This window comes from Paraburkholderia sp. Ac-20347 (assembly GCF_017104805.1).
In the GTDB taxonomy this organism is placed as follows: Bacteria; Pseudomonadota; Gammaproteobacteria; order Burkholderiales; family Burkholderiaceae; genus Paraburkholderia; species Paraburkholderia tropica.
Genome location: NZ_JAAGPN010000153.1, coordinates 1 through 19572, shown reverse-complemented (window position 1 = coordinate 19572; position 19572 = coordinate 1). Strand labels below are relative to the sequence as shown.

At 63.9% G+C, this 19572-nt stretch carries 18 protein-coding genes; 5 read left to right on the top strand and 13 right to left on the bottom strand.

Annotation, left to right across the window (positions count from 1 at the left end):
• Positions 1–558 (bottom strand): tetratricopeptide repeat protein (locus G3N97_RS24820; RefSeq protein WP_205995660.1); only part of this gene is annotated, 558 nt, incomplete at its 3' end.
• 339 nt (positions 559–897) lie between these two features.
• On the opposite strand from G3N97_RS24820, the gene adhP reads away from it, so the two are divergent.
• Entirely contained in the window at positions 898–1926 is a 1029-nt protein-coding gene (adhP, locus tag G3N97_RS24815; protein ID WP_205995658.1) for an alcohol dehydrogenase AdhP, read from the top strand.
• Between the two features lie 86 nt (positions 1927–2012).
• Here adhP and G3N97_RS24810 read toward each other — a convergent pair whose 3' ends face one another.
• From G3N97_RS24810 to G3N97_RS24795, 4 genes are all read right to left on the bottom strand, one after another.
• Positions 2013–2312, bottom strand: coding sequence for a putative quinol monooxygenase (locus G3N97_RS24810; protein WP_205995656.1), 300 nt, complete (start codon positions 2310–2312; stop codon positions 2013–2015).
• A gap of 62 nt (positions 2313–2374) precedes the next feature.
• Positions 2375–3469 carry an NADH:flavin oxidoreductase/NADH oxidase gene (locus G3N97_RS24805; protein ID WP_205995654.1) on the bottom strand — a complete coding sequence of 365 codons (1095 nt, stop codon included), beginning with the start codon at positions 3467–3469 and terminating at the stop codon, positions 2375–2377.
• A gap of 279 nt (positions 3470–3748) precedes the next feature.
• Positions 3749–4432: a type 1 glutamine amidotransferase domain-containing protein gene (locus G3N97_RS24800; protein WP_205995652.1), complete on the bottom strand. Its 684-nt coding sequence runs from the start codon at positions 4430–4432 to the stop codon at positions 3749–3751.
• Positions 4433–4660: 228 nt separating this feature from the next.
• Positions 4661–5263: a TetR/AcrR family transcriptional regulator gene (locus G3N97_RS24795; protein ID WP_205995650.1), complete on the bottom strand. Its 603-nt coding sequence runs from the start codon at positions 5261–5263 to the stop codon at positions 4661–4663.
• A 183-nt stretch (positions 5264–5446) separates the two neighbouring features.
• Between G3N97_RS24795 and G3N97_RS24790 the strand changes: the two genes are divergently transcribed.
• On the top strand, positions 5447–6097 hold the full coding sequence (locus tag G3N97_RS24790; protein ID WP_205995648.1) for an SGNH/GDSL hydrolase family protein: 651 nt from the start codon (positions 5447–5449) through the stop codon (positions 6095–6097).
• Between the two features lie 130 nt (positions 6098–6227).
• Here G3N97_RS24790 and cyoD read toward each other — a convergent pair whose 3' ends face one another.
• The 5 genes from cyoD to G3N97_RS24765 all read right to left on the bottom strand — a co-directional run bounded on the left by cyoD (position 6228) and on the right by G3N97_RS24765 (position 12025).
• Positions 6228–6557 carry a cytochrome o ubiquinol oxidase subunit IV gene (gene cyoD, locus G3N97_RS24785; protein ID WP_205995646.1) on the bottom strand — a complete coding sequence of 110 codons (330 nt, stop codon included), beginning with the start codon at positions 6555–6557 and terminating at the stop codon, positions 6228–6230.
• Positions 6558–7169 carry a cytochrome o ubiquinol oxidase subunit III gene (cyoC, locus tag G3N97_RS24780; protein WP_065065958.1) on the bottom strand — a complete coding sequence of 204 codons (612 nt, stop codon included), beginning with the start codon at positions 7167–7169 and terminating at the stop codon, positions 6558–6560.
• The gene (gene cyoB / locus G3N97_RS24775; protein WP_205995644.1) at positions 7169–9202 is read right to left on the bottom strand and encodes a cytochrome o ubiquinol oxidase subunit I; all 2034 of its coding nucleotides are present in this window, start codon (positions 9200–9202) and stop codon (positions 7169–7171) included. Before cyoB ends, cyoC begins: the two co-directional genes overlap by 1 nt.
• Positions 9203–9209: 7 nt before the next feature.
• Positions 9210–10097, bottom strand: a complete 888-nt coding sequence (cyoA, locus tag G3N97_RS24770; protein WP_065065976.1) for a ubiquinol oxidase subunit II — start codon at positions 10095–10097, stop codon at positions 9210–9212.
• Between the two features lie 356 nt (positions 10098–10453).
• Entirely contained in the window at positions 10454–12025 is a 1572-nt protein-coding gene (locus G3N97_RS24765) for an NADH-quinone oxidoreductase subunit M (RefSeq protein ID WP_205995642.1), read from the bottom strand.
• 810 nt (positions 12026–12835) lie between these two features.
• Between G3N97_RS24765 and G3N97_RS24760 the strand changes: the two genes are divergently transcribed.
• The gene (locus G3N97_RS24760) at positions 12836–13315 is read left to right on the top strand and encodes a hypothetical protein (RefSeq protein ID WP_205995640.1); all 480 of its coding nucleotides are present in this window, start codon (positions 12836–12838) and stop codon (positions 13313–13315) included.
• A 198-nt stretch (positions 13316–13513) separates the two neighbouring features.
• Entirely contained in the window at positions 13514–15040 is a 1527-nt protein-coding gene (locus G3N97_RS24755; RefSeq protein ID WP_205995638.1) for an MFS transporter, read from the top strand.
• 108 nt (positions 15041–15148) lie between these two features.
• Here G3N97_RS24755 and G3N97_RS24750 read toward each other — a convergent pair whose 3' ends face one another.
• Both G3N97_RS24750 and G3N97_RS24745 read right to left on the bottom strand, forming a co-directional pair.
• Positions 15149–16516, bottom strand: coding sequence for a sugar efflux transporter (locus G3N97_RS24750; RefSeq protein ID WP_205995636.1), 1368 nt, complete (start codon positions 16514–16516; stop codon positions 15149–15151).
• A 282-nt stretch (positions 16517–16798) separates the two neighbouring features.
• Positions 16799–16978, bottom strand: coding sequence for a hypothetical protein (locus G3N97_RS24745; protein ID WP_205995634.1), 180 nt, complete (start codon positions 16976–16978; stop codon positions 16799–16801).
• Between the two features lie 194 nt (positions 16979–17172).
• On the opposite strand from G3N97_RS24745, the gene G3N97_RS24740 reads away from it, so the two are divergent.
• On the top strand, positions 17173–17463 hold the full coding sequence (locus G3N97_RS24740; RefSeq protein WP_065065965.1) for a hypothetical protein: 291 nt from the start codon (positions 17173–17175) through the stop codon (positions 17461–17463).
• Between the two features lie 516 nt (positions 17464–17979).
• Here G3N97_RS24740 and G3N97_RS24735 read toward each other — a convergent pair.
• Positions 17980–19572 (bottom strand): acid phosphatase (locus G3N97_RS24735; protein ID WP_205995632.1); only part of this gene is annotated, 1593 nt, incomplete at its 5' end.

The following is a 19572-nucleotide window of genomic DNA, read 5'->3' as shown; positions in this document are numbered from 1 at the left end:
TTGCGCTTGCAGCAAGGTGCCGAGATTGGTGAGCGCGTCGGCATTGCCCGGTTGCGCCGCGAGCGCGCGCGCGTAAGCGGCCTGCGCGAGCGCGGGTTCGCCGAGCAGACGGCGGCAGTTGCCGAGGTTATTCAGCGCGTCGGCGCGCTGCGGATCGCGCTGCGCGACGCCTTCCCACGCGAGCGCCGCGTCGGACAATGCGCCCTGCGCCTGCAACGCGCTTGCGAGGCCGAACCAGTGATCGGCGTCGGCGGCGTCTTCGTCGATCAGGCCGCGATAGACCGATGCGGCCTCGGCATGGCGCTGCGCGAACGCCAGCGCCTGGCCGAGCGCCTCGCGATATCGCCGGTTGCCCGGCTCGATCTCGAGCGCTTTCGTCAGCCGTTCGATAGCGTCCTGAAAGCGATTTTCCTGAATGCCGATGACCGCGAGCCGGAATTGCGCGGCGCCATGCGCCGGGTCGAGCGCGACGATCTGCAGGTAGAGATCCCGCGCCTGCGCGAGATGGCCCGCAATATGCTGTTCATGCGCGCGCTGAAAAAGTTCTTCGGTCTGCATCCGGGTAAGCCAGTCGAGGTGCGATCCCCCGATTGTAATCGGACGATGAGTCGGTTCTGGAATACGCCCGAATTTGCCTTTTCAGCGCCTGCCATTTAATTCGTCATCCGACTTAATTTCGCATTTCATTTCCCTTCCCATTCCCTTCGTTAATAAACATCGCATTCGGTTTTCAGCGCGTTTTATTCGATAACGCATGCGCAAGCTCAACGCATTGCACTGCGCTTTTCGGCACACTGAAAAGCGTGTTGAAAGTGGTGCATGCACCACGCATGCACCACTTTCGCGCTTTACGTCCCATCTTCATTTCCCATCTTCACCAGCAACAGGAGTCCGACGATGAGCAAGACAATGCAAGCCGCGGTAGTTCGCGCGTTCGGAAAACCACTCGTCATCGAAGAAGTGGCCATACCCGAACCGGGCCCCGGCGAACTCCTCGTGAAGATCGAAGCCTGCGGTGTCTGCCATACCGACCTGCACGCCGCGCACGGCGACTGGCCCGTGAAGCCGGAACCGCCCTTCATTCCGGGCCACGAAGGCGTGGGCTACGTCGTGGGCGTGGGCAGCGGCGTCAAGCACGTGAAGGAAGGCGACCGCGTGGGCATTCCCTGGCTCTACTCGGCCTGCGGCCATTGCGAGCATTGCCTCGGCGGTTGGGAAACGCTCTGCGAAACGCAGAAGAACACCGGCTATTCCGTCAACGGCGGTTTCGCGCAATACGCAAAAGCCGACGCTAATTACGTGGGCCTGCTGCCCAAGGGTGTCGATTTCATCGACGTCGCGCCGGTGCTCTGCGCAGGCGTCACGGTCTACAAGGGGCTCAAGGTCACCGACACGCGGCCCGGCAACTGGGTCGTCATCTCGGGCATCGGCGGCCTCGGCCATATGGCGGTGCAATACGCCCGCGCGATGGGGCTCAACGTGGCGGCGGTCGATGTCGACGACGCGAAGCTCGAACTCGCGAAGCGCCTCGGCGCCACCATCACCGTCAACGCGAAAACCACCGACCCGGCGGCCTATCTGAAGAAGGAAATCGGCGGCGCGCATGGCGTGCTCGTCACGGCCGTGTCGCCCATCGCGTTCTCGCAGGCGCTGGGCATGGTGCGGCGCGGCGGCACGGTGTCGCTGAACGGCCTGCCGCCCGGCGACTTCCCGCTGCCCATCTTCGACATGGTGCTGAGCGGCATCACCGTACGCGGCTCGATCGTCGGCACGCGTCTCGACCTCGAAGAGTCGCTGATGTTCGCGCAGGAAGGCAAGGTCAAGGCCACCGTGAGCACCGACAAGCTCGATAACATCAACGACATCTTCGCGCGCATGGAACGCGGCGCGATCGAAGGCCGCGTGGTGCTCGATTTCGCCAGCTAATCCGTCATTGCTTCATTAAAGCATTCGCCAATAAAAAACGCCGGGCTCGAAAGCCCGGCGTTTTTTTATTCTACGCAGACGCGAAATCAGGCCGCGATATCCACGCCCGTCAGCACCTTGACGTCGACGGGCTCGGCCAGCCAGTCGCCGATTTTCGCGCGAAACGCCACGTAGTGCGGGCTGTCGCGATGCGCCTGAATCGCCGCTTCGTCCACATAGGTTTCGTAGACGTGAAAGCCCGGCGTGCCGTCCGCGCGACGCAGCAGGTCGTAACGCAGATTGCCCGGCTCGCGGCGCGAATGGACCACCATATTGCGCAGTTCCGCTTCGAGATCGGCAACGTGGCCGGCCTTCGGCGTGATGCTTGCAAAGATGTAGATGCTCATCGTTGTTTCCTGTCGTCAACGAAGTTTCCGATCGGCAACCTGCCGACCGGTGCGAGGCGCGCTCAGGCCTTGTAGCGTTCGAGCCAGTGCGCGTACGGTGCGGGCAGCGTCCACGCGGCGCGCTCGACGTTGAGCTGCTGCGCGGCGAAGTACGGCCAATGCGGGTTCGCAAGATGCGCGCGGCCCACCATCACGAGATCGAGCTGCTCCGACGCCACCGAACGCTCCGCCAGTTCCGGCGTGCCGATGCCCCATGCCGACGATACCGGCAGACCGGTCGCGCGGCGCACCTTCTGCGCGATCGGCGCGAGGAACGCGGGCGCCCACGGAATCTGCGCAGCCGGTGTCGAGAAACCGACGCTCACGCTCAGCATGTCGAGGCCTTCACGCTTGAAGTTCTTCGCGAGTTCGATCGATTCGGCGAGCGTCTGCTCGTCGCGGCCATCGTACTCGATCACGCCGAAACGCGCCGTCAGCGGCAGATGTTCCGGCCAGACCTTGCGAACCGCTGCGAGCGTTTCCAGCAGGAAACGGCTGCGGTTTTCGAGGCTGCCGCCATACGCGTCGTCGCGCTGGTTCGAATGTTCCGAAAAGAAACTCTGACCCAGATAGCCGTGCGCGAAATGCAGTTCGAGCCATTCGAAGCCGGCGTCGAGCGCGCGCTTCGCGGCGGCGACGAAGTCTTCACGCACACGCGCGATGTCGTCGAGCGTCATCGCCTTCGGCGTCTTCGGCAGATTCGCGCCGAACGGAATCGCCGACGGCGCGATGGTTTGCCAGCCGCGCGGATCGCCTTCGGGCAGATGATCGTCGCCTTCCCACGGACGGTTCGCGCTCGCCTTACGGCCCGCGTGCGCGATCTGGATGCCCGGCACCGAGCCGGCCGCCTTGATCGCCTTCACGGTCGGCACGAACGCCTGAGCCTGCTCGTCATTCCAGATGCCCGTGCAGCCCGGCGTGATGCGGCCTTCCGGCGACACCGCCGTGGCTTCGACGATCACGACGCCCGCGCCGCCGCGCGCGATCTGCGCGTAGTGAACGTGGTGCCAGTCGTTGATCACGCCGTCGTTGGCCATGTACTGGCACATCGGCGGCACGGCGATACGGTTGCGCAGCGATACGTCCTTGAGCTTGAACGGTTCGAACAATGCAGACATCAACAGCTCTCCTGTGTCGATCGGAGCGGCGCACAAGCGCCGGGGCCGGTCACATGAAAAATGGGCTCAGCCGTACGCGGATCGCAACGGATGCGATGGGCGCGGCGCTCACCCGCGATGAAACGGAAACGCGAAAACGCGAAAGGGGTCTTTCGGCGGCACGCAGGTGGCGCGCAAGCACCCCGCCGCGTCGCGCGCGGCACAAGGCGTTGCCGAAAGGAAAAGGGATGTGAAAACGCAGGCGGCGCGCAGAACGCCGGCGCCGCCTGCGTCAGCCGCTCACTTGCGCTTGAGCGCGGCGAGCAAGGCTTCGGCGACCGGCTCCGACGAAGCCGGGTTCTGGCCCGTGATGAGCAGCCCGTCGACCGCGACGTGCGGCGCCCAGTCGGGGCCCTTGGTGTAGCGGCCGCCGTTGCTCTTGAGCATGTCCTCGACGAGGAACGGCACGACGTCGGTCAGCCCCACGGCCGCTTCCTCGCTGTTCGAGAAACCGGCGACCGACTTGCCCGCCACGAGCGGCTTGCCGTCGGCGCCTTTCACGTGACGCAGCACGCCCGGCGCGTGGCACACGGCCGCGACCGGCTTGCCCGCCGCGAGCGTCTTTTCGATCAGCGCGATCGAGACCGGATCTTCGGCGAGATCCCACAGCGGGCCGTGGCCGCCCGGATAGAACACCGCGTCGAAGTCGCTCGCGTCGATATCGGCGAGACGCTTCGTATTGGCCAGCTCGGCCTGCGCGGCGGCGTCCGCGTCGAAGCGGCGCGTGGCGTCGGTCTGCGCGGACGGATCGCTGCTCTTGGGGTCGAGCGGCGGCTGGCCGCCCTTGGGCGACGCGAGCGTGAGCTGCGCGCCGGCATCGCGCAGCGCGTAGTACGGCGCGGCGAATTCCTCGAGCCAGAAGCCCGTCTTCTTGCCCGTGTTGCCGAGGTCTTCGTGCGAAGTCAAAACGATCAGTACCTTCATCGGCGTTCCTTGTTCGGTGATGTCCGGGCGCTTGCGCGTCCGTTCGGAACCGGTCCATGTGCGCATATTGGTACGCAATCGGTACGTAATCGCACGTTATTAGACCGGTCGTCTAGACCTTCGCCGCATGAAGCGGCTCTCTTTGCTGCGCCCGGCAAGCGGCGCTGTCTCTGTCTCTATGGATGGGGATCGCGACGCGGCGCTACGATGACGCCGCTGCGCGTTCGATCACGTTGCGGGCGGCAGGTTCAACAAGGCGCGCGTGGTCGCCATGGCCGAATCGAGCGGGCTGCGGTCGCGGCGGATTTTTTCCATCAGCGTCGCGCCCAGCCAGAGTTCGTACAGCGTGCCCGCCGTGCCCGTGGCGTTGCGCACGCCTTCGAGCGAACCGTCCGCGAGCCCTTCTTCGATACACGCCGCGATGCGCCCGATGATCTCGTCGGTGCCGCGGCGCAGGACCGCGCGCATCGGCTCCGACAGGTCGCTGACTTCGGCGCCCAGTTTCACGGCGAGGCACTTGCCGTCGGGGCCGTCCGCGCACTGCATCGCGCGCCATTCCTCGAAATAACGCATCAGGCGCTCGCGCGCCGTGCCGGGCTCGCGCACGAGCTGCGCCTCCAGTCGTTCCGCATATTCGGAGAAATAGAAGGTCAGCAAGGCTTCGCCGAACGCTTCTTTTGAACCGAAATAGTGATAGAACGAGCCTTTGGGCACGCCGGCCGCCGCCAGGATCTCATTGAGACCAACGGCCGAAAAGCCCTTGCCCAGCAAAATGGGCATGGCGGTATCGAGGATGTGTTGCCGCACTTCCACGGCTGGCGCTGCATTCATGGGAGGGCATGTTACAGCCCAATTAGACCAGTCGTCTAGCCTTCTCCCGACGGTCAATGGGGTTTTAGCGCAAGCTTTCGGCACACGTCACGCCGTCCTGTTATGCAGTGCTTTGACGCAGCTCGCCGCACGTCTGTTTCGTATCGGAAACCTTGACCCGCACTCATTCTGGAGCGCAGACCCATGACGACACGCACCCTGCTCTGCTACGGCGATTCCAACACGCACGGCACCAAGCCGCTCAATCTTCCCGGTGTGCTCGAACGATTCGCCCCCGCCGACCGCTGGCCCGGCGTGCTGGCCGAGACGCTGGGCAGCGGCTGGAAGATCGTCGAGGAAGGCCTGCCTGCGCGCACCACCGTCCATGACGACCCGATCGAGGGCCGCCACAAGAACGGCCTCGCGTATTTGCGGCCGTGCCTCGAAAGCCAGTTGCCCGTCGACGTGGTCGTGCTGATGCTCGGCACCAACGACCTCAAGACGCGCTTCTCGGTCACGCCCGCTGACATCGCCCATTCCGTCGACGTCCTGCTCGAAACGCTGGTCGCCTGCCGCGCGGGCCCGGGCGGCGCGACGCCGCACGTCCTGCTGATGGCGCCCGTGCCGATCGAGGAAGTCGGTTTTCTCGGCGCGATCTTCACGGGCGGCGCGGCGAAATCGAGGCTGCTCGCGCCGCTCTACGAGCGCGTGGCGGTGAAGCACGGCTCGGCGTTTCTCGATGCGGGCGAAGTCGCCACCGTCAGCGCGACCGACGGCATCCACTACGAGGCCGATCAGCATCACAAGCTCGGCCGCGCCGTCGCCGCGATCGTGCGCCAGCGCTTCGGCGCCTGAACACGCGAAAGCACGTCGGCGCGACCCAAAAGAAAAACGCCGCCGGGCGCGAGCCCAGGCGGCGTTTTGCTTGTTTGCGATCCGGCGCGAACGCCGGATGCGGATCAAGCCGATATCGCTGATTGAAAAATCAACGCGACATCATGTTCATGCTGACGTTGTGCATGACCCACAGCGTACCGACGACCACGATCAGGACCGTCAACACCGTGAAGCCAAATGCCGTCACGTTCCAGCGCTGGCCCGACGACGTGTTCATGTGCAGGAAGAACACGAGGTGGACGACGATCTGCACCACAGCCAGCACGGCGAGGCCGAGCAGCGCCGTTTCGCGCGAGAAGCCGCCATGCAGCACGAGCCAGAACGAAGCGGCCGTGAGCACCACCGCCAGGACGAAACCTGCCACGTAGCTAGCTACGCTGCCATGGCTTTCTTCTTCATGGATGGAATGAGCACTCATTTAGATCACGCTCGCAAGATAAACAAAGGAGAACACGCAAATCCAGACGATGTCCAAGAAGTGCCAGAAGAGGCTCAGGCACGCGAGGCGGCGGATTTCGCGCTCGCCCAGCACCGGCGCCTTCAGCGCTTGAACCATGAGGACGATCATCCAGATCATGCCCATCGTCACGTGGATACCGTGGGTGGCAACCAGCGTGAAGAACGACGACAGGAACGCGCTGCGCTGCGGACCGTTGCCCTCGGCGATCATGTGCGCGAACTCGTGCAGTTCGAAGTACAGGAACGTCGCGCCCAGCAGAAAGGTGATCGCCAGCCAGACCAGCACTTGACCCTTGCGCTGCTTGTGCGCGCCGATCATGGCGAAACCGTAGGTGATGGACGACAGCAGCAGCACTGCCGTTTCCATCGCCACGCCCTGAATGTCGAACAGATCCTTACCCGTCGGGCCGCCTGCGAACTGATTCTGCATCACGGCGAACACTGCGAACAGCGAGCCGAACAGAATACAGTCGGTCATCAGGTACAGCCAGAAACCGAACACCGAGTGTGACGGCGGGTGATCGTGGTGATCGTGCTCCGCAAGTGCGGCCGCACCAGTTTTCGTCAACATCAGTTGGCCTCCAGTGCTTCTTCAACCTTGCCACCGCGCTGCTTGTCAGCAAACGCCTTGACCAGTGCGCGACTACGCGCTTCTTCATCCGCCCGGACCTTGGCGGCCGGGATGTAATAGCCTTCGTTCTTCTGGAAGCTGTAAGCGATAGCCGTGCCGAGAATACCGACGAAGCCGACGATCATGAGCCACCAGATGTGCCAGATGCCAGCAAAGCCGAGCACCAGGCTGAAGAAACCGATGAACAGACCTGCGCTCGTGTTCGAGGGCATGTGGATATCGGTGTAATGCGTGTTCGCGACGTCCGGCGTTTCGCGGCCCATTTCCTTCAGGTGATGGAATTCATCGAGTTCCGTCACGTTCGGGATAACCGGGAAGTTGTAGACCGGCGGCGGCGACGACATCGACCATTCCAGCGTACGGCCACCCCACGGATCGCCCGTCAGGTCGCGGTTTTCCGGCAGGTTGCGGTCGCGGATCGACACGTACAGCTGCATCAGCTGGTGAGCGATACCGATTGCCACGAGCACGGCGCCAACCCAGGCGATGACCATCCACGGATGCCATGCCGGATTGTCGTAGTGGTTCAGACGGCGGGTTGCGCCCATGAAGCCCAGCACGTACAGCGGCGTAAATGCAACGTAGAAGCCCACGAGCCAGAACCAGAACGCGCGCTTGCCCAGCTTTTCGTTCAGCTTGAAGCCGAACGCCTTCGGGAACCAGTAGTTGAAGCCGGCCAGGTAGCCGAACAGCACGCCGCCGATGATCACGTTGTGGAAGTGAGCAATCAGGAACAGCGAGTTGTGCAGCACGAAGTCCGCGCCCGGGATCGCCATCATCACGCCGGTCATGCCGCCGATGGTGAAGGTGACCATGAAGCCGAGCGTCCACAGCACCGGCGAGGTGAACTCGAGGCGACCGCGGTAGATCGTGAACAGCCAGTTGAAGATCTTCACGCCCGTCGGGATCGCGATGATCATCGTCATGATGCCGAAGAACGCATTGACGTCGGCGCCCGAACCCATCGTGAAGAAGTGATGCAGCCACACGAGGAACGAGAGCACCATGATCGAGCAGGTCGCGTAGACCATGGTGGTGTAACCGAACAGCGGCTTCTTCGCGTAGGTCGAAACGACTTCCGAGAAAATACCGAACGCCGGCAGGATCAGGATGTACACCTCGGGGTGACCCCAGGCCCAGATCAGGTTCAGGTACAGCATGGCGTTGCCGCCGCCGTCATTCGTGAAGAAGTGCGTGCCGACGTAACGGTCCAGGCCGAGCAGCGCGAGCGTGACGGTCAGGATCGGGAACGCAGCCATGATCAGCACGTTCGTGCACAGCGCCGTCCACGTGAACACCGGCATCTTCATCAGCGTCATGCCGGGGGCACGCATCTTGATGATGGTGACGAAGAAGTTCACGCCGGTCAGCAGCGTACCGACACCCGAGATCTGCAGCGCCCACAGGTAGTAGTCGACCCCGACGCCTGGACTGTATGCCAGCTCCGAAAGCGGCGGATACGCGAGCCAGCCCGTCATGGCGAACTCACCGACGACCAGCGAGATCATCAGCAGGATCGCGCCAACGGCGGTCATCCAGAACGACAGCGAGTTCAGGAACGGGAACGCGACGTCGCGCGCACCGATCTGCAGCGGCACCACGATGTTCATCAGGCCAACCATGAAAGCCATGGCCATGAAGAAGATCATGATCACGCCGTGAGCCGTGAAGATCTGGTCGTAGTGGTGCGGCGGGAGGTAGCCCGGCGCGTTGTACGCCAGCGCGAGCTGGGTACGCATCATGATGGCGTCGGCGAAGCCGCGCAGCAGCATGATCAGGGCGAGCACGATGTACATCACGCCCAGACGCTTGTGGTCGACGCTCGTCAGCCACTCGGTCCACAGATATTTCCACTTACCGAGGTAAGTGACGCCACCGAGCACGAATGCGCCGATGATTGCCATCCCGATCATCGTGCCGAGAATAATCGGCTCGTGATACGGAATGGCGTCCAGTGTAAGTTTTCCGAACATGCTTGGATTACCCCTTGGTCACGCAGGACGGGTCACTGAAATTCGTGACGTGGCCGTTGTTGTACTTCGCGATGATGTTGTTGAAGAGCTTCGGATCCACCGTCGAGAAGTACTCAACAGGCGCCTTTTCGCTCGGCTGCGCGACCGTCGCGTACTGGTCCATCGAAAGCTGCGTCGAGGACGCCTTGACCTTCTGAACCCACGCGTCGAAGTCTTGCTGGCTCGTGGCGAGCGTGCGGAACTTCATGTCCGAGAAGCCCTTGCCGCTGAAGTTCGCCGACAGACCGGCGTAATCGCCAGCGTGATCGGCGATCAGGTGCAGACGGGTCTGCATGCCTGCCATCGCGTAGACCTGGGTGCCAAGCTGCGGGATGAAGAACGAGTTCATCACCGAATCCGACGTGATGCTGAAGTTCACCGGCGTGCCGACCGGCACAGCCAGCTGGTTCACCGTCGCGATGCCCAGATCCGGGTAGATGAACAGCCACTTCCAGTCGAGCGCCACAACTTCGACGTTGATCGGCTTGACGTTCGATTCGAGCGGCTTGTACGGGTCGAGCTCGTGCGTGGTCTTCCACGTGAGCACGCCGAGGAACAGGATGATCAGTGTGGGGACCGTCCAGACGACGATTTCAATCGCCGTCGAGTGCGACCATTTCGGTGCGTAGGTGGCGTTGCGGTTGGAAGCGCGGTAGCGGTACGCGAACCACAGCGTCAGGATGATCACGGGGATCACCACGATCAGCATGGCCCAGGTGGAGGTCGCGATCAGCGACTTTTCCGCCATGCCCACGCTCCCTTTGGGGTCGAGGACTTCCATGTTGCAGCCGGAAAGACACATGGCCAATCCGGCGCTGACGGGAAGCAATAACCTTTGAAAGGTTGTTCTTTTCATCACGTTTGCCTGAATTTCATTCATTGAATAGTTCCGGGCACTACCCCTGACATCACGCAAAGGAAGCGCGACCGCATCATACAGCCGCTTTGATCAATAACAATCAATGAATGTTGAAAATGATCTTTGTCAAAACAAAAGTGAGACACTTTGTCACATGTGTTCGCGAGGTCTGTCGCGCCTCATCAACACACGCACGTCATGCCCTGCCCTCATTTCAACGCAGACTCGCCGCGGCTTTTTTTCCGAATCTTGCAATTCGGAAACTCTTGAATGCACACGCGCGCCGTGCCGCGAACACTCGCGGGACGGCGCGCGCGTGCGTCGTCATTCTTTAACTGCAGTGAACTTGCTGCTTACGTCGGCGAACGCTCGGTCAGCGAAACTGCACGCACGTCCGTACCGGCCGAACCGGCGCGCACGGCGTCCGTGTTGGCGTTCGCAGCCTCGTCGGTCGGCTGCTTGGTGCGGCCGGCCTGAGCGACCAGATTCGCGGCCGAGAGTTCGATCGCGTCGGTCATGGGCTTCGGATAGATGCCCACCGCCAGCACCAGCGCGGCGAGCGACGCGAAGATCAGCGTCTCGCGACGGCCGATGTCGGCCAGCTTCGCGACGCTCTTGTTCGCGACCGCGCCGAAGATCACGCGCTTGTACATCCACAGCGTGTACGCGGCGCTGAGCACGACCGTGGTCGTGGCGATCGCACCGATCCAGAAGTTCACGCGGATCGCGCCCATGATGACCATGAACTCGCCCACGAAGCCCGAGGTGCCCGGCAGGCCGACGTTGGCCATGCAGAACAGCATCATGAAAGTCGCGTAGCGCGGCATCACGTTGACGACGCCGCCGTAAGCCGCGATCGTGCGCGTCTTGGTACGGTCGAACAGCACGCCAACCGACAGCAGCAGCGCGCCCGAGACGAAACCGTACGAGATCATCTGGACGATCGCGCCTTCGGTGCCGATCTGGTTGAACAGGAACAGGCCCAGCGTGACGAGGCCCATGTGGGCGACCGTCGAGTACGCGAGCAGCTTGGTCATGTCGGTCTGCGCGAGCGCGAGCAGGCTCGAGTACACCACCGCCACCAGCGACATCGTGATGATCACGGGCGCAAAGAAGTGCGCGGCGTCCGGCGTGATCGGCAGCGTGAAGCGCAGGAAGCCGTAGCCGCCGAGCTTGAGCATCGCCATCAGCACGGTCGCGCCGGTCGGCGCTTCGAGGTGGACGTCGGGCAGCCAGGTGTGGAACGGCCACATCGGCACCTTGACCGCGAAGGCCGCGAAGAAGCCGATGAACACCAGCACCTGCGGGACGAAGCCGAGCGTGAGGTTATGCCACGCCGACATGTCGAAGGTGTGCGACTGGCTGTAGAGATACAGCATCGACAGCAGCATCAGCAGCGAGCCGCCGAACGAGAAGAAGAAGAACTTGACCGCGGCGTACGTGCGGCGGGCATGGCCCCACGTGCCGATCAGCAGGTACAGCGGGATCAGCGTGGCTTCGAAGAACACGAAGAACAGCATGCCGTCCGTGGCCGCGAAGGTGCCGACCATCAGGCCCGAGAGGATCAGGAACGCGCCGAAGTACTGGGCGACGCGCACGGTGATCGACTCCCACGAGGCGATCACGATCACCAGCGTCGTGAACGCGGTGAGCACGACGAGCCACATCGAAATGCCATCGATCCCCAGACGCCACGCCACGCCGAACTCGGGCAGCCAGTTGCGGAATTCGACGAACTGCATGCCGGCTTCGTGGTTGTCGAAGCCGCTGATGAGCGGCAGCGTCAGCAGCAGACCGACGATGGAGCCGATCAGCGATAGCCAGCGCGCGCGCTGCGGATGACGATCCGACCCGAGACGCAGCACAGCCACGCCGAACAGGATGGGAATCCAGATCGCCAGACTCAGAAATGGAACGGATTGCATTTCAACAGGACCTTAAAAATGCGGAGCAAATAGCTTCGTCAGCGCGCCGCCTCGGCGCAAGCAATTTGAAAGATTGACGCGAGGTGGAAATCGGACCGGGCTGGCTGTAATGTATTTGTCAGCTGAGCGGCGAAATGCAACACACGTTCAAGGGTTAACGAGCGTAATCGGAATACGGAACTTTTGCAGCGCAACAATGCGAGCCGGATCGAAGGCTGATGCAAGTCATTGTTTTTATTCGCAATTATACTACGAAGAAAAACGACAAAACGGCCTCTTGAGGTCGCTTTTCAGACGGAAATCACCTGTTTCGACCTCGCAAGCCCCACCTGGCGTGGCATGCTGTCGCGCAACGCGGGCTGAATAATACATTACTTGTATCTTTCACATCAATTACTTAGGCATCGGGCGCAGGGCGCCGCGAGCGTCGGAAACGCCATCCGGCCCCACCTCCGGACGGTTTGCGCAGCGCAAAAAAAAAGCCCCTGCCGTATCCGGGCAGGGGCCAAACTCTCACGATGCGCCAGCGACGCTGGAACACGCATGGGCGCACTGTAGCGGGTTGCGGCCCCCGAATTAAGCAGGCCGCCTGGAAGAGTCCTTTCCGCCCAGCCGAAACGGTGATTCGCCTCACTGCGCTCCGCTGTGCGGTTCGTCGTCTTCCTCCGCCATGCTCATTAAATATCAAATGAGAATCATTTGCATTTGATAAAAAATTCCCGCATCATGGAGCCCATGCCGGCCAGCCCGGCACCGAATGATGTGAGCGCGGAGTGTCCGCGCCACGCCTGACCGTTCGCCGGAGGCCCCATGAACTACACTGCCCCGTTCACGAGAAACGACACCCTGATCGACGACACCTTCGTCCATCACCCCGACAGCGCCGAGCAAACCGTGCTGCGCGCCGTGCGCACCTGGCTGCGTCCGCATTGCGACGCTTACGCCAAGGACGAAAACTGGCGCGGCGTGCTGGCCGACGCCGGCATCGCCATCGACGGCATCGGCCACTTCGATCTGCTGATGGGTACGCTGTGCCGCGCGTCGTGCCGCCCGCTCGACACGCGCTGCCGCTGCGCCTCGGAACTCGCCAAGGACGAAGGCTCGCTCCTGCAGGTGATCGCGCTGCTGCAATCGACGCGCAGCGAAGCCGCCGTGCAGCTGCTCAACGACTGGCTGCCGATGCCGAGCGTGAGCGGCATGCTCAAGACCGCGCGCTGGTTCGCCATCGCGCTGCTAGACGCAGGCGTGCAACTGAGCGATCGCGCGCGCCGCGTGACTTATATGCACTGACTCTGTGCACAGACTCGCGCTGTAGCACGCCAGTCATACTGCCCGCGATGCGTCCGGCCCGGACACCGGCCGCTGCGGGCATGAGCTCATAACGAAAAACGATTTGGGCGCGCGCGCCGTCGCCGGTAGCATCTGCGCCTTCGACCGGCATTGCGCCGCCCGCAGTTTTCGTTGCTCCTCGTTGCCGCCCCGCCTCGCATGTCCGTCTCGTCCGCTTCTGCCCCTGCTTCCGCCCCTGCTTCGGCTTCTTCATCGTCCCACGCCGGCCGTCCGCTCATCCGCAGCGCCGCCGACGTCTCGCGGCTCGTCAACGCGGGCGGCGCGCCCGGCAGCAACGCACGCATCGTCGTCGCGATCGCGCTGGGCGGCGTGTTCCTCGACGCCTACGACCTGGGCGCCCTCGCCTTCGGCCTCAAGGACGTCGCGCGCGAATTCTCGCTGACGCCCGCCGGCACCGGCTTCGTGGCCTCGGCGATCACCTTCGGCGCGATCGTCGGCGCGTTCCTCGGCGGCTTTCTGACCGACCGCATCGGCCGCTACCGCGTGTTCATGGCCGACATGTTCTTCTTCGTGGTCGCGGCGATCGCCTGCGCGCTCGCGCCCAACGCGTGGGTGCTCGGCGGCGCGCGCTTCGTGATGGGCCTCGGCGTGGGCATCGACCTGCCCGTGGCGATGGCCTTCCTCGCCGAGTTCTCGCGCCTCGCCGGACGCGGCAACAAAGCCGCACGCGTGGCGATGTGGTGCCCCGTCTGGTACGCGGCGATCAGCGTCTCCTATCTGCTCGTGCTCGCGCTGTACTCGACGCTGCCCGCCTCGCACTCGCACCTGCTGTGGCGCCTGACGCTTGGCTTCGGCGCGGTGCCCGCGCTCGTCATCATCGCGATTCGCAGCCGCTATATCAGCGAGTCGCCGGTGTGGGCCGCGAACCAGGGCGATCTCGCCGATGCCGCGCGCATCCTCAAACGCTCCTACGGCATCGACGCCGAAGTTGCGCCCGACGCGTTGCAAGCGGCTGCCGCGAAACCCGCGCGCGTGGCGTCGTGGAAGAACTACGGCGCGCTGATGCGCGGCGTCTACGCGCGACGCACGACGCTCGCGACCGTGATCGGCGTGGCCTCGTCGTTTGCGTACAACGCGGTCGCGTTCGGCCTGCCCGTGATCATTTCGAGCTTTCTCGCGCAGTCGATGCTCACCACGATCCTCGCCTCGCTCGCGCTCAACCTGGGCTTCGCGTTCGTCGGCGGCCTGATCGCCGTGCGCATGGTGCCGCGCTTCGGCGCGTGGAAGATGACGGTCTGGGGCTACACGATCCAGTTCTGCGCGCTCGTGGGTCTCGCGATCGTCGGCAAGCCGTCGACGACGCCGGAAGTCGTGAGCGCCGTCGCGATGCTCGCCGCCTTCCTGTTCGGCCAGGGCATCGGGCCCGGCTCGCACAGCATGACGTTCGCGTCGCTCGGCTATCCGACGTCGCTGCGCGGCGTGGGCGTCGGCCTGAACCAGACGCTGATGCGCGCAAGCTCGACGGTGTCGCTGTTCCTGTTCCCCGTGCTCGCCGCCGCGCTCAGCACGCGCGTGTTCTGGATCATCGCCATCGCGCCGCTCGCCGGTCTCGCGGCGCTGCTCGCCGTGCGCTGGGAACCGTCGGGCTACGACGTCGACGCCGAAGATTTCGCCGATGAAACCGGCAGCACGAACGCGATCCGTGTGGTGGAAACCGCGCAGTAACCCCGCGCGCGGGGAGATTCAGGCAGCGGCGCGTCGATCGCGCCGCTTTGCCTTGATGGACAATTGATTCGGATGCCTGATCAATCAGGAAGATAACTGCGATGCCGCTCAGTCACGACGCGTACGCGACGCCACGCGCTCACGCACGAACCGGCGCAGCGCGCGCGCCATCTTCGGATATTGCTCGCCCGGCACCGCGAACAGCACGAGCGCGCACAACGCCAGCACGCCGCAGAACAGGAACGTGCCGCGATAACCGAAGGCTTGCACGAGCAGACCCGACAGCACGCCGGAAAGAATCGAGCCGAGCCGCGACGCATTGAAGAACAGCGCCGTCGCGCGCCCCGGCGATTCGGGCATCAGATCCTGCACGTAGGTCATGCCGAGGCACGACGTCACGGCCACCACGAACGCATTGAGAATCTGCATCGGGATGAGCGAATGCACGCCGGGCGCCGCCGCCATCGATGCGAAGTACACCGCGTGCACGACCGCGCACGCCGCGAGCCAGTTTGGCTTGTTGAGCTTCGAGGCCTTCGCGCCGAGCGCGAGCATCATCGGGATTTCCATGAACGCGCCGAGACCGAGCATGATCGAGACGTCGATGCGCGTGCCGTCCAGCCCGTGCACGATGTAGAGCGGCAGGACGATCATCGTCGCGTTGGCCGCGAGGCCGATGAGCGTGAGCGCCACGACGGCGCGCATGATGTCTTTTTGCGTGGCTTCGGGCGCGTCCGCGCGCACGCGCTGCTTCACGGCGGGCTGCACTTCCGCCTGCGTGAGCGGCTGCCCTTCGTACGGCGCGATGGCCTCTTCGGCGATTTCCTGGGCGACTTCCTGCGCCGTGGGACGCGTCATCAGATGCTGGGTGGCGTGCTCGTCGGCGCGCGGCTCGCGCATGCGCCAGACGATGAAGCCACAAGCCGCGAAGCTCGCCGCCGCGAACAGAAAGAGGCCGTAGAAGCTCGTGGCCGCCAGCACCAGCGCGCCGACCGCCGGGCCGAACACCCACGCCGCCGAGAGAATCGTGCGCAGCGTCGCGCTGGCGAAGGTGCGTTCGGCGTCGTCCGCGCAGGGCAGCGCCGCGCGGCTGAACGAGAACACCAGCGACAGCGCGCAGCCGCCCGCGCCGATGAACGCGATGCCGACCACGAGCAGCAGCCGGTAGTCGCGCACGATGCACAGCGAGATATAGCCGAGCGTGGCCGCGCATAGCGAGGCGAGCAACAGTGGCCGATGCTTGCCGGTGGCGTCGCTCCAGCGGCCCGCCGCCGTGCTGGCGATCACGCCGCTCATGGCGATCGTCGTCATGAACAGGCCGAGCCGCAGCGGCGTCATGCCCGCGCGCTCGACGCCAAATAGCGAGAGATAGGGCGCGGTGAACGACATCGCCACGCCGAGCATCAGGGTGGCGCCGGCAAGTGGCAGGAAACCGGGGATATGCAGAAGACCGACAAAGCGCGAGTTTTTGAGCACGGCGCGACGGGTAGTGGCGAGAGAAAGGCCGCGACGCTTGGGGATGCGTCGTCAGGCGTATCGACTGCGATTATCGGGTGGAACGGTGGATGCGTGCAACCGGGGTGTTACCGATATCAGAGTTTGGGCGGGTTGGGCGTCGTCAGGTGGCTTGCAATATTTGCGGATGCAGAGACGCCGACGGTTGTTTTTACAAATCGCCGCTGTGGCCCGATGAGGCCGCGGCGGAAAGCCCGGCCGCCTGCTCCATGACCTGCCGCCGGGTCGACACAGGGAAAGCGGCTAGAACCAGCGACGCTCGCGGACATACTGCAGCCAGTAGAGGCAGCCCACACTGATCGTGCCTGCCGTCACCGTGACCAGGAAGATGGGAACGATGGCTGCCGAAGTGAACGACAGCGCGGCACAGACAATCAGTACACCGCAACAAACCAGAAATACCGGACCGGGAGTCAAGCGCATTGTGAACCTCGCTTTCAGGGAGAAAACGAGAAGCTTAGGGTCACGGGCTATCGCGATATTGACCTCTATCGACTTTCAGGTTGCCTCGCGCGGGCGGCCATCACGGTGAACTTGTCGACACACTACGCACAACCAGGTAATCCATAGTTTTGAGATCGGTTTACGATCAAAGACCACTTGCACAGGAGGCAAAGATGTTGATCAACGCATGGCGCGGTCAGGAACGGTGCTGGAAGGTTTGGTGGCTGCTCGGACTCCCCTACGGCCTCGTTGCCGGCTTCATCCTGCGCGCGTGCGTGCAAGCCGAGGCATCGACGCTCGCGTTGCTGGTCGTCGTCATGCTTTATGCGGCCGGACTGTTTCTGTGGATGGTCTGCGCCTGGCGTTGCGCGCCCAACGTGAAAACATCGCTCTGGACGCCCACTTCCCGCGCGCTCATCGTTCTCCAGACGGTCGCGCTGGTCTGGCAGGCCGCTGACGCCTGATCGCGCCAATCCCGTCGCCGCTTCCCTCGCCACGCACGCGAAGCCCGTCTTCGCACGCTCACGCATCACGCGACAAAGTTCTCCACAGATTTTGTTGGCAGCCCTGTGCGTAACCCTGGGACGAGTGCGCCAAGTGCCTGATGCATATCGGTTTGTTCACGACGTTTCCAATCGGAGCAGATCGGGCGTCAGGCGCTGCGTCCCCGACTGGCTTGTCCACAGATTTTGTTCACAGCCTTGTGGGCAACCTTGGGACATTTCACCTAAGTCGTTGACGGAAAAAGAGAAGCGCGTCGGGAGCAGCAGAAATGCACGTTTTTTGCGCAAAAAAGTTGTCCACAGTTTTTGTTGAAAACTTTGGGGATAACCTCCTGGAGATTACGCCAACTCATTGATCGGACGGACAGTTAGTCGCTCCAGTCACGAAAGCGGCAACTGCGTCTGCGATGAGCACCGCTCGCGCGGGCGAGGCGCTCGCCTCCCCGCTTCGCGTTCGATTACCTCTCTTCGCTCACCTCACGCCAGATCGAGCGCCGCCGTCAGATCGCCCGGCGGCGTCTGCCCGCGCTCGGCGAAGGCCCGGTCGCGCGACGCCACGCCGTCGAGCGGCGCGAGGCCGTGCACGCGGCTGATGAAGCGCAGGATCGACGCCGTATCGTAGAACGTGTGATCGACGTAACCCTTCTTCGCGAACGGCGCGATCACGAGCGCCGGAATGCGCGAGCCCGGTCCCCAGCGGTCGCCCGTGGGCGGCGCGACCGGGTCCCACCAGCCGCCGTTCTCGTCGTGCGTCATGACGATCACGGTGTTGGCCCATTGCGGGCTGCGCTGCAGATGCTCGATGACGGCGGCCACGTGCCGGTCGCCCGACTCCACATCCGCGTAGCCCGCGTGCATGTTCAGATTGCCCTGCGGCTTGTAGAACGTGACCGTCGGCAGGCGCCCCGCGTCGATGTCGGCGAGCAGACGGTTGGTGGCCGGATCGTCGCCCACGCCCGCGTCGCGCAGGTGCCGCGCGCGCTCCGCCGTCCCCGGCGCGAAGCTCGCGAAATAGTTGAAGGGCTGATGGTGATACTGAAAATCCGGCACGGCGCCGGTGTCGCGATGGTCGAGCGCGTACTGCCAGGCGCCGCTGTACCACGCCCAGTCGACACCCTTCGCCGACAGCCGGTCGCCGATCGTCGCGTAGGTTTGCGGCGGCATCACGCGCGGATCGGCGGCATCGGCCCACGCCGGATTGCCGTCCTCGGCCGGACGCACGCTGCTCGGCTGATACGGCGGCGCCATCGTGTTGACCGCGTAGCCGTCGGGCGTGAACAGGCCGTCATTCACGAACTTCGGCGGGCCGCCGAGCGCCGACGCCGGACTCGCCGCCGCCGTTTTCAGGCGCGTGCCGAGCGGATCGTCGCCATCGAGCACGGAAACCAGATGCTTCGCCGGGCTCGCCTGGATGTTGGGATAGAACGGCGCCTGCGCGGAAATCAGGAAGATGTGGTTGAGCCACGAACCGCCGAACGCGGCCATGAAGAAGTTGTCGCAAAGCGTGTATTGCTGGGCGAGTTTCCACAGCCGCAGCGAGTCCGCCGAATTCTCGTAATAGCCCATGACGAGCCCGCCCGAGTCGCCCCACGCGGCGAACTGGTCGTTGCGCCCGCCGTTGATCTGCATCTGGTTCTGATAGAAGCGATGCACGAGGTCGCGCGTGATGACGCCGTTCGGCAGCGGCTGGCCCTGCGCGTCGGCGATGCGGAACGGCCCGTTCGCCAGTCCCGTGATGGCCTGCTCGTCGATCATGTAGCGCTGGCCGCCGACTTCCTGAGCCTGCGGAACGAGCCCGCCCCAGATCTTCGGCAACTGCGCGAGCGCGGTTTTGCCGTCGCGGTCGAGCTGCGTGTAGCGCGCCGCGCCGACGCCGGCAAGCGGCGTCTGCACGCCCGGAAAATTGCCGTACAGATTCACGAAGCTGCGGTTCTCGGCGTAGATCACGACGATGTGGCGCACCTGGTCGCGCAACGCCGCATCCACGCGCGCGTCGGCCGCGCTGCGCGGCGCACCGGGTCCGCCCGTCGCACCCATCGTGCCGGTCGCGCCCGGCCCGGTCGTCTCGCA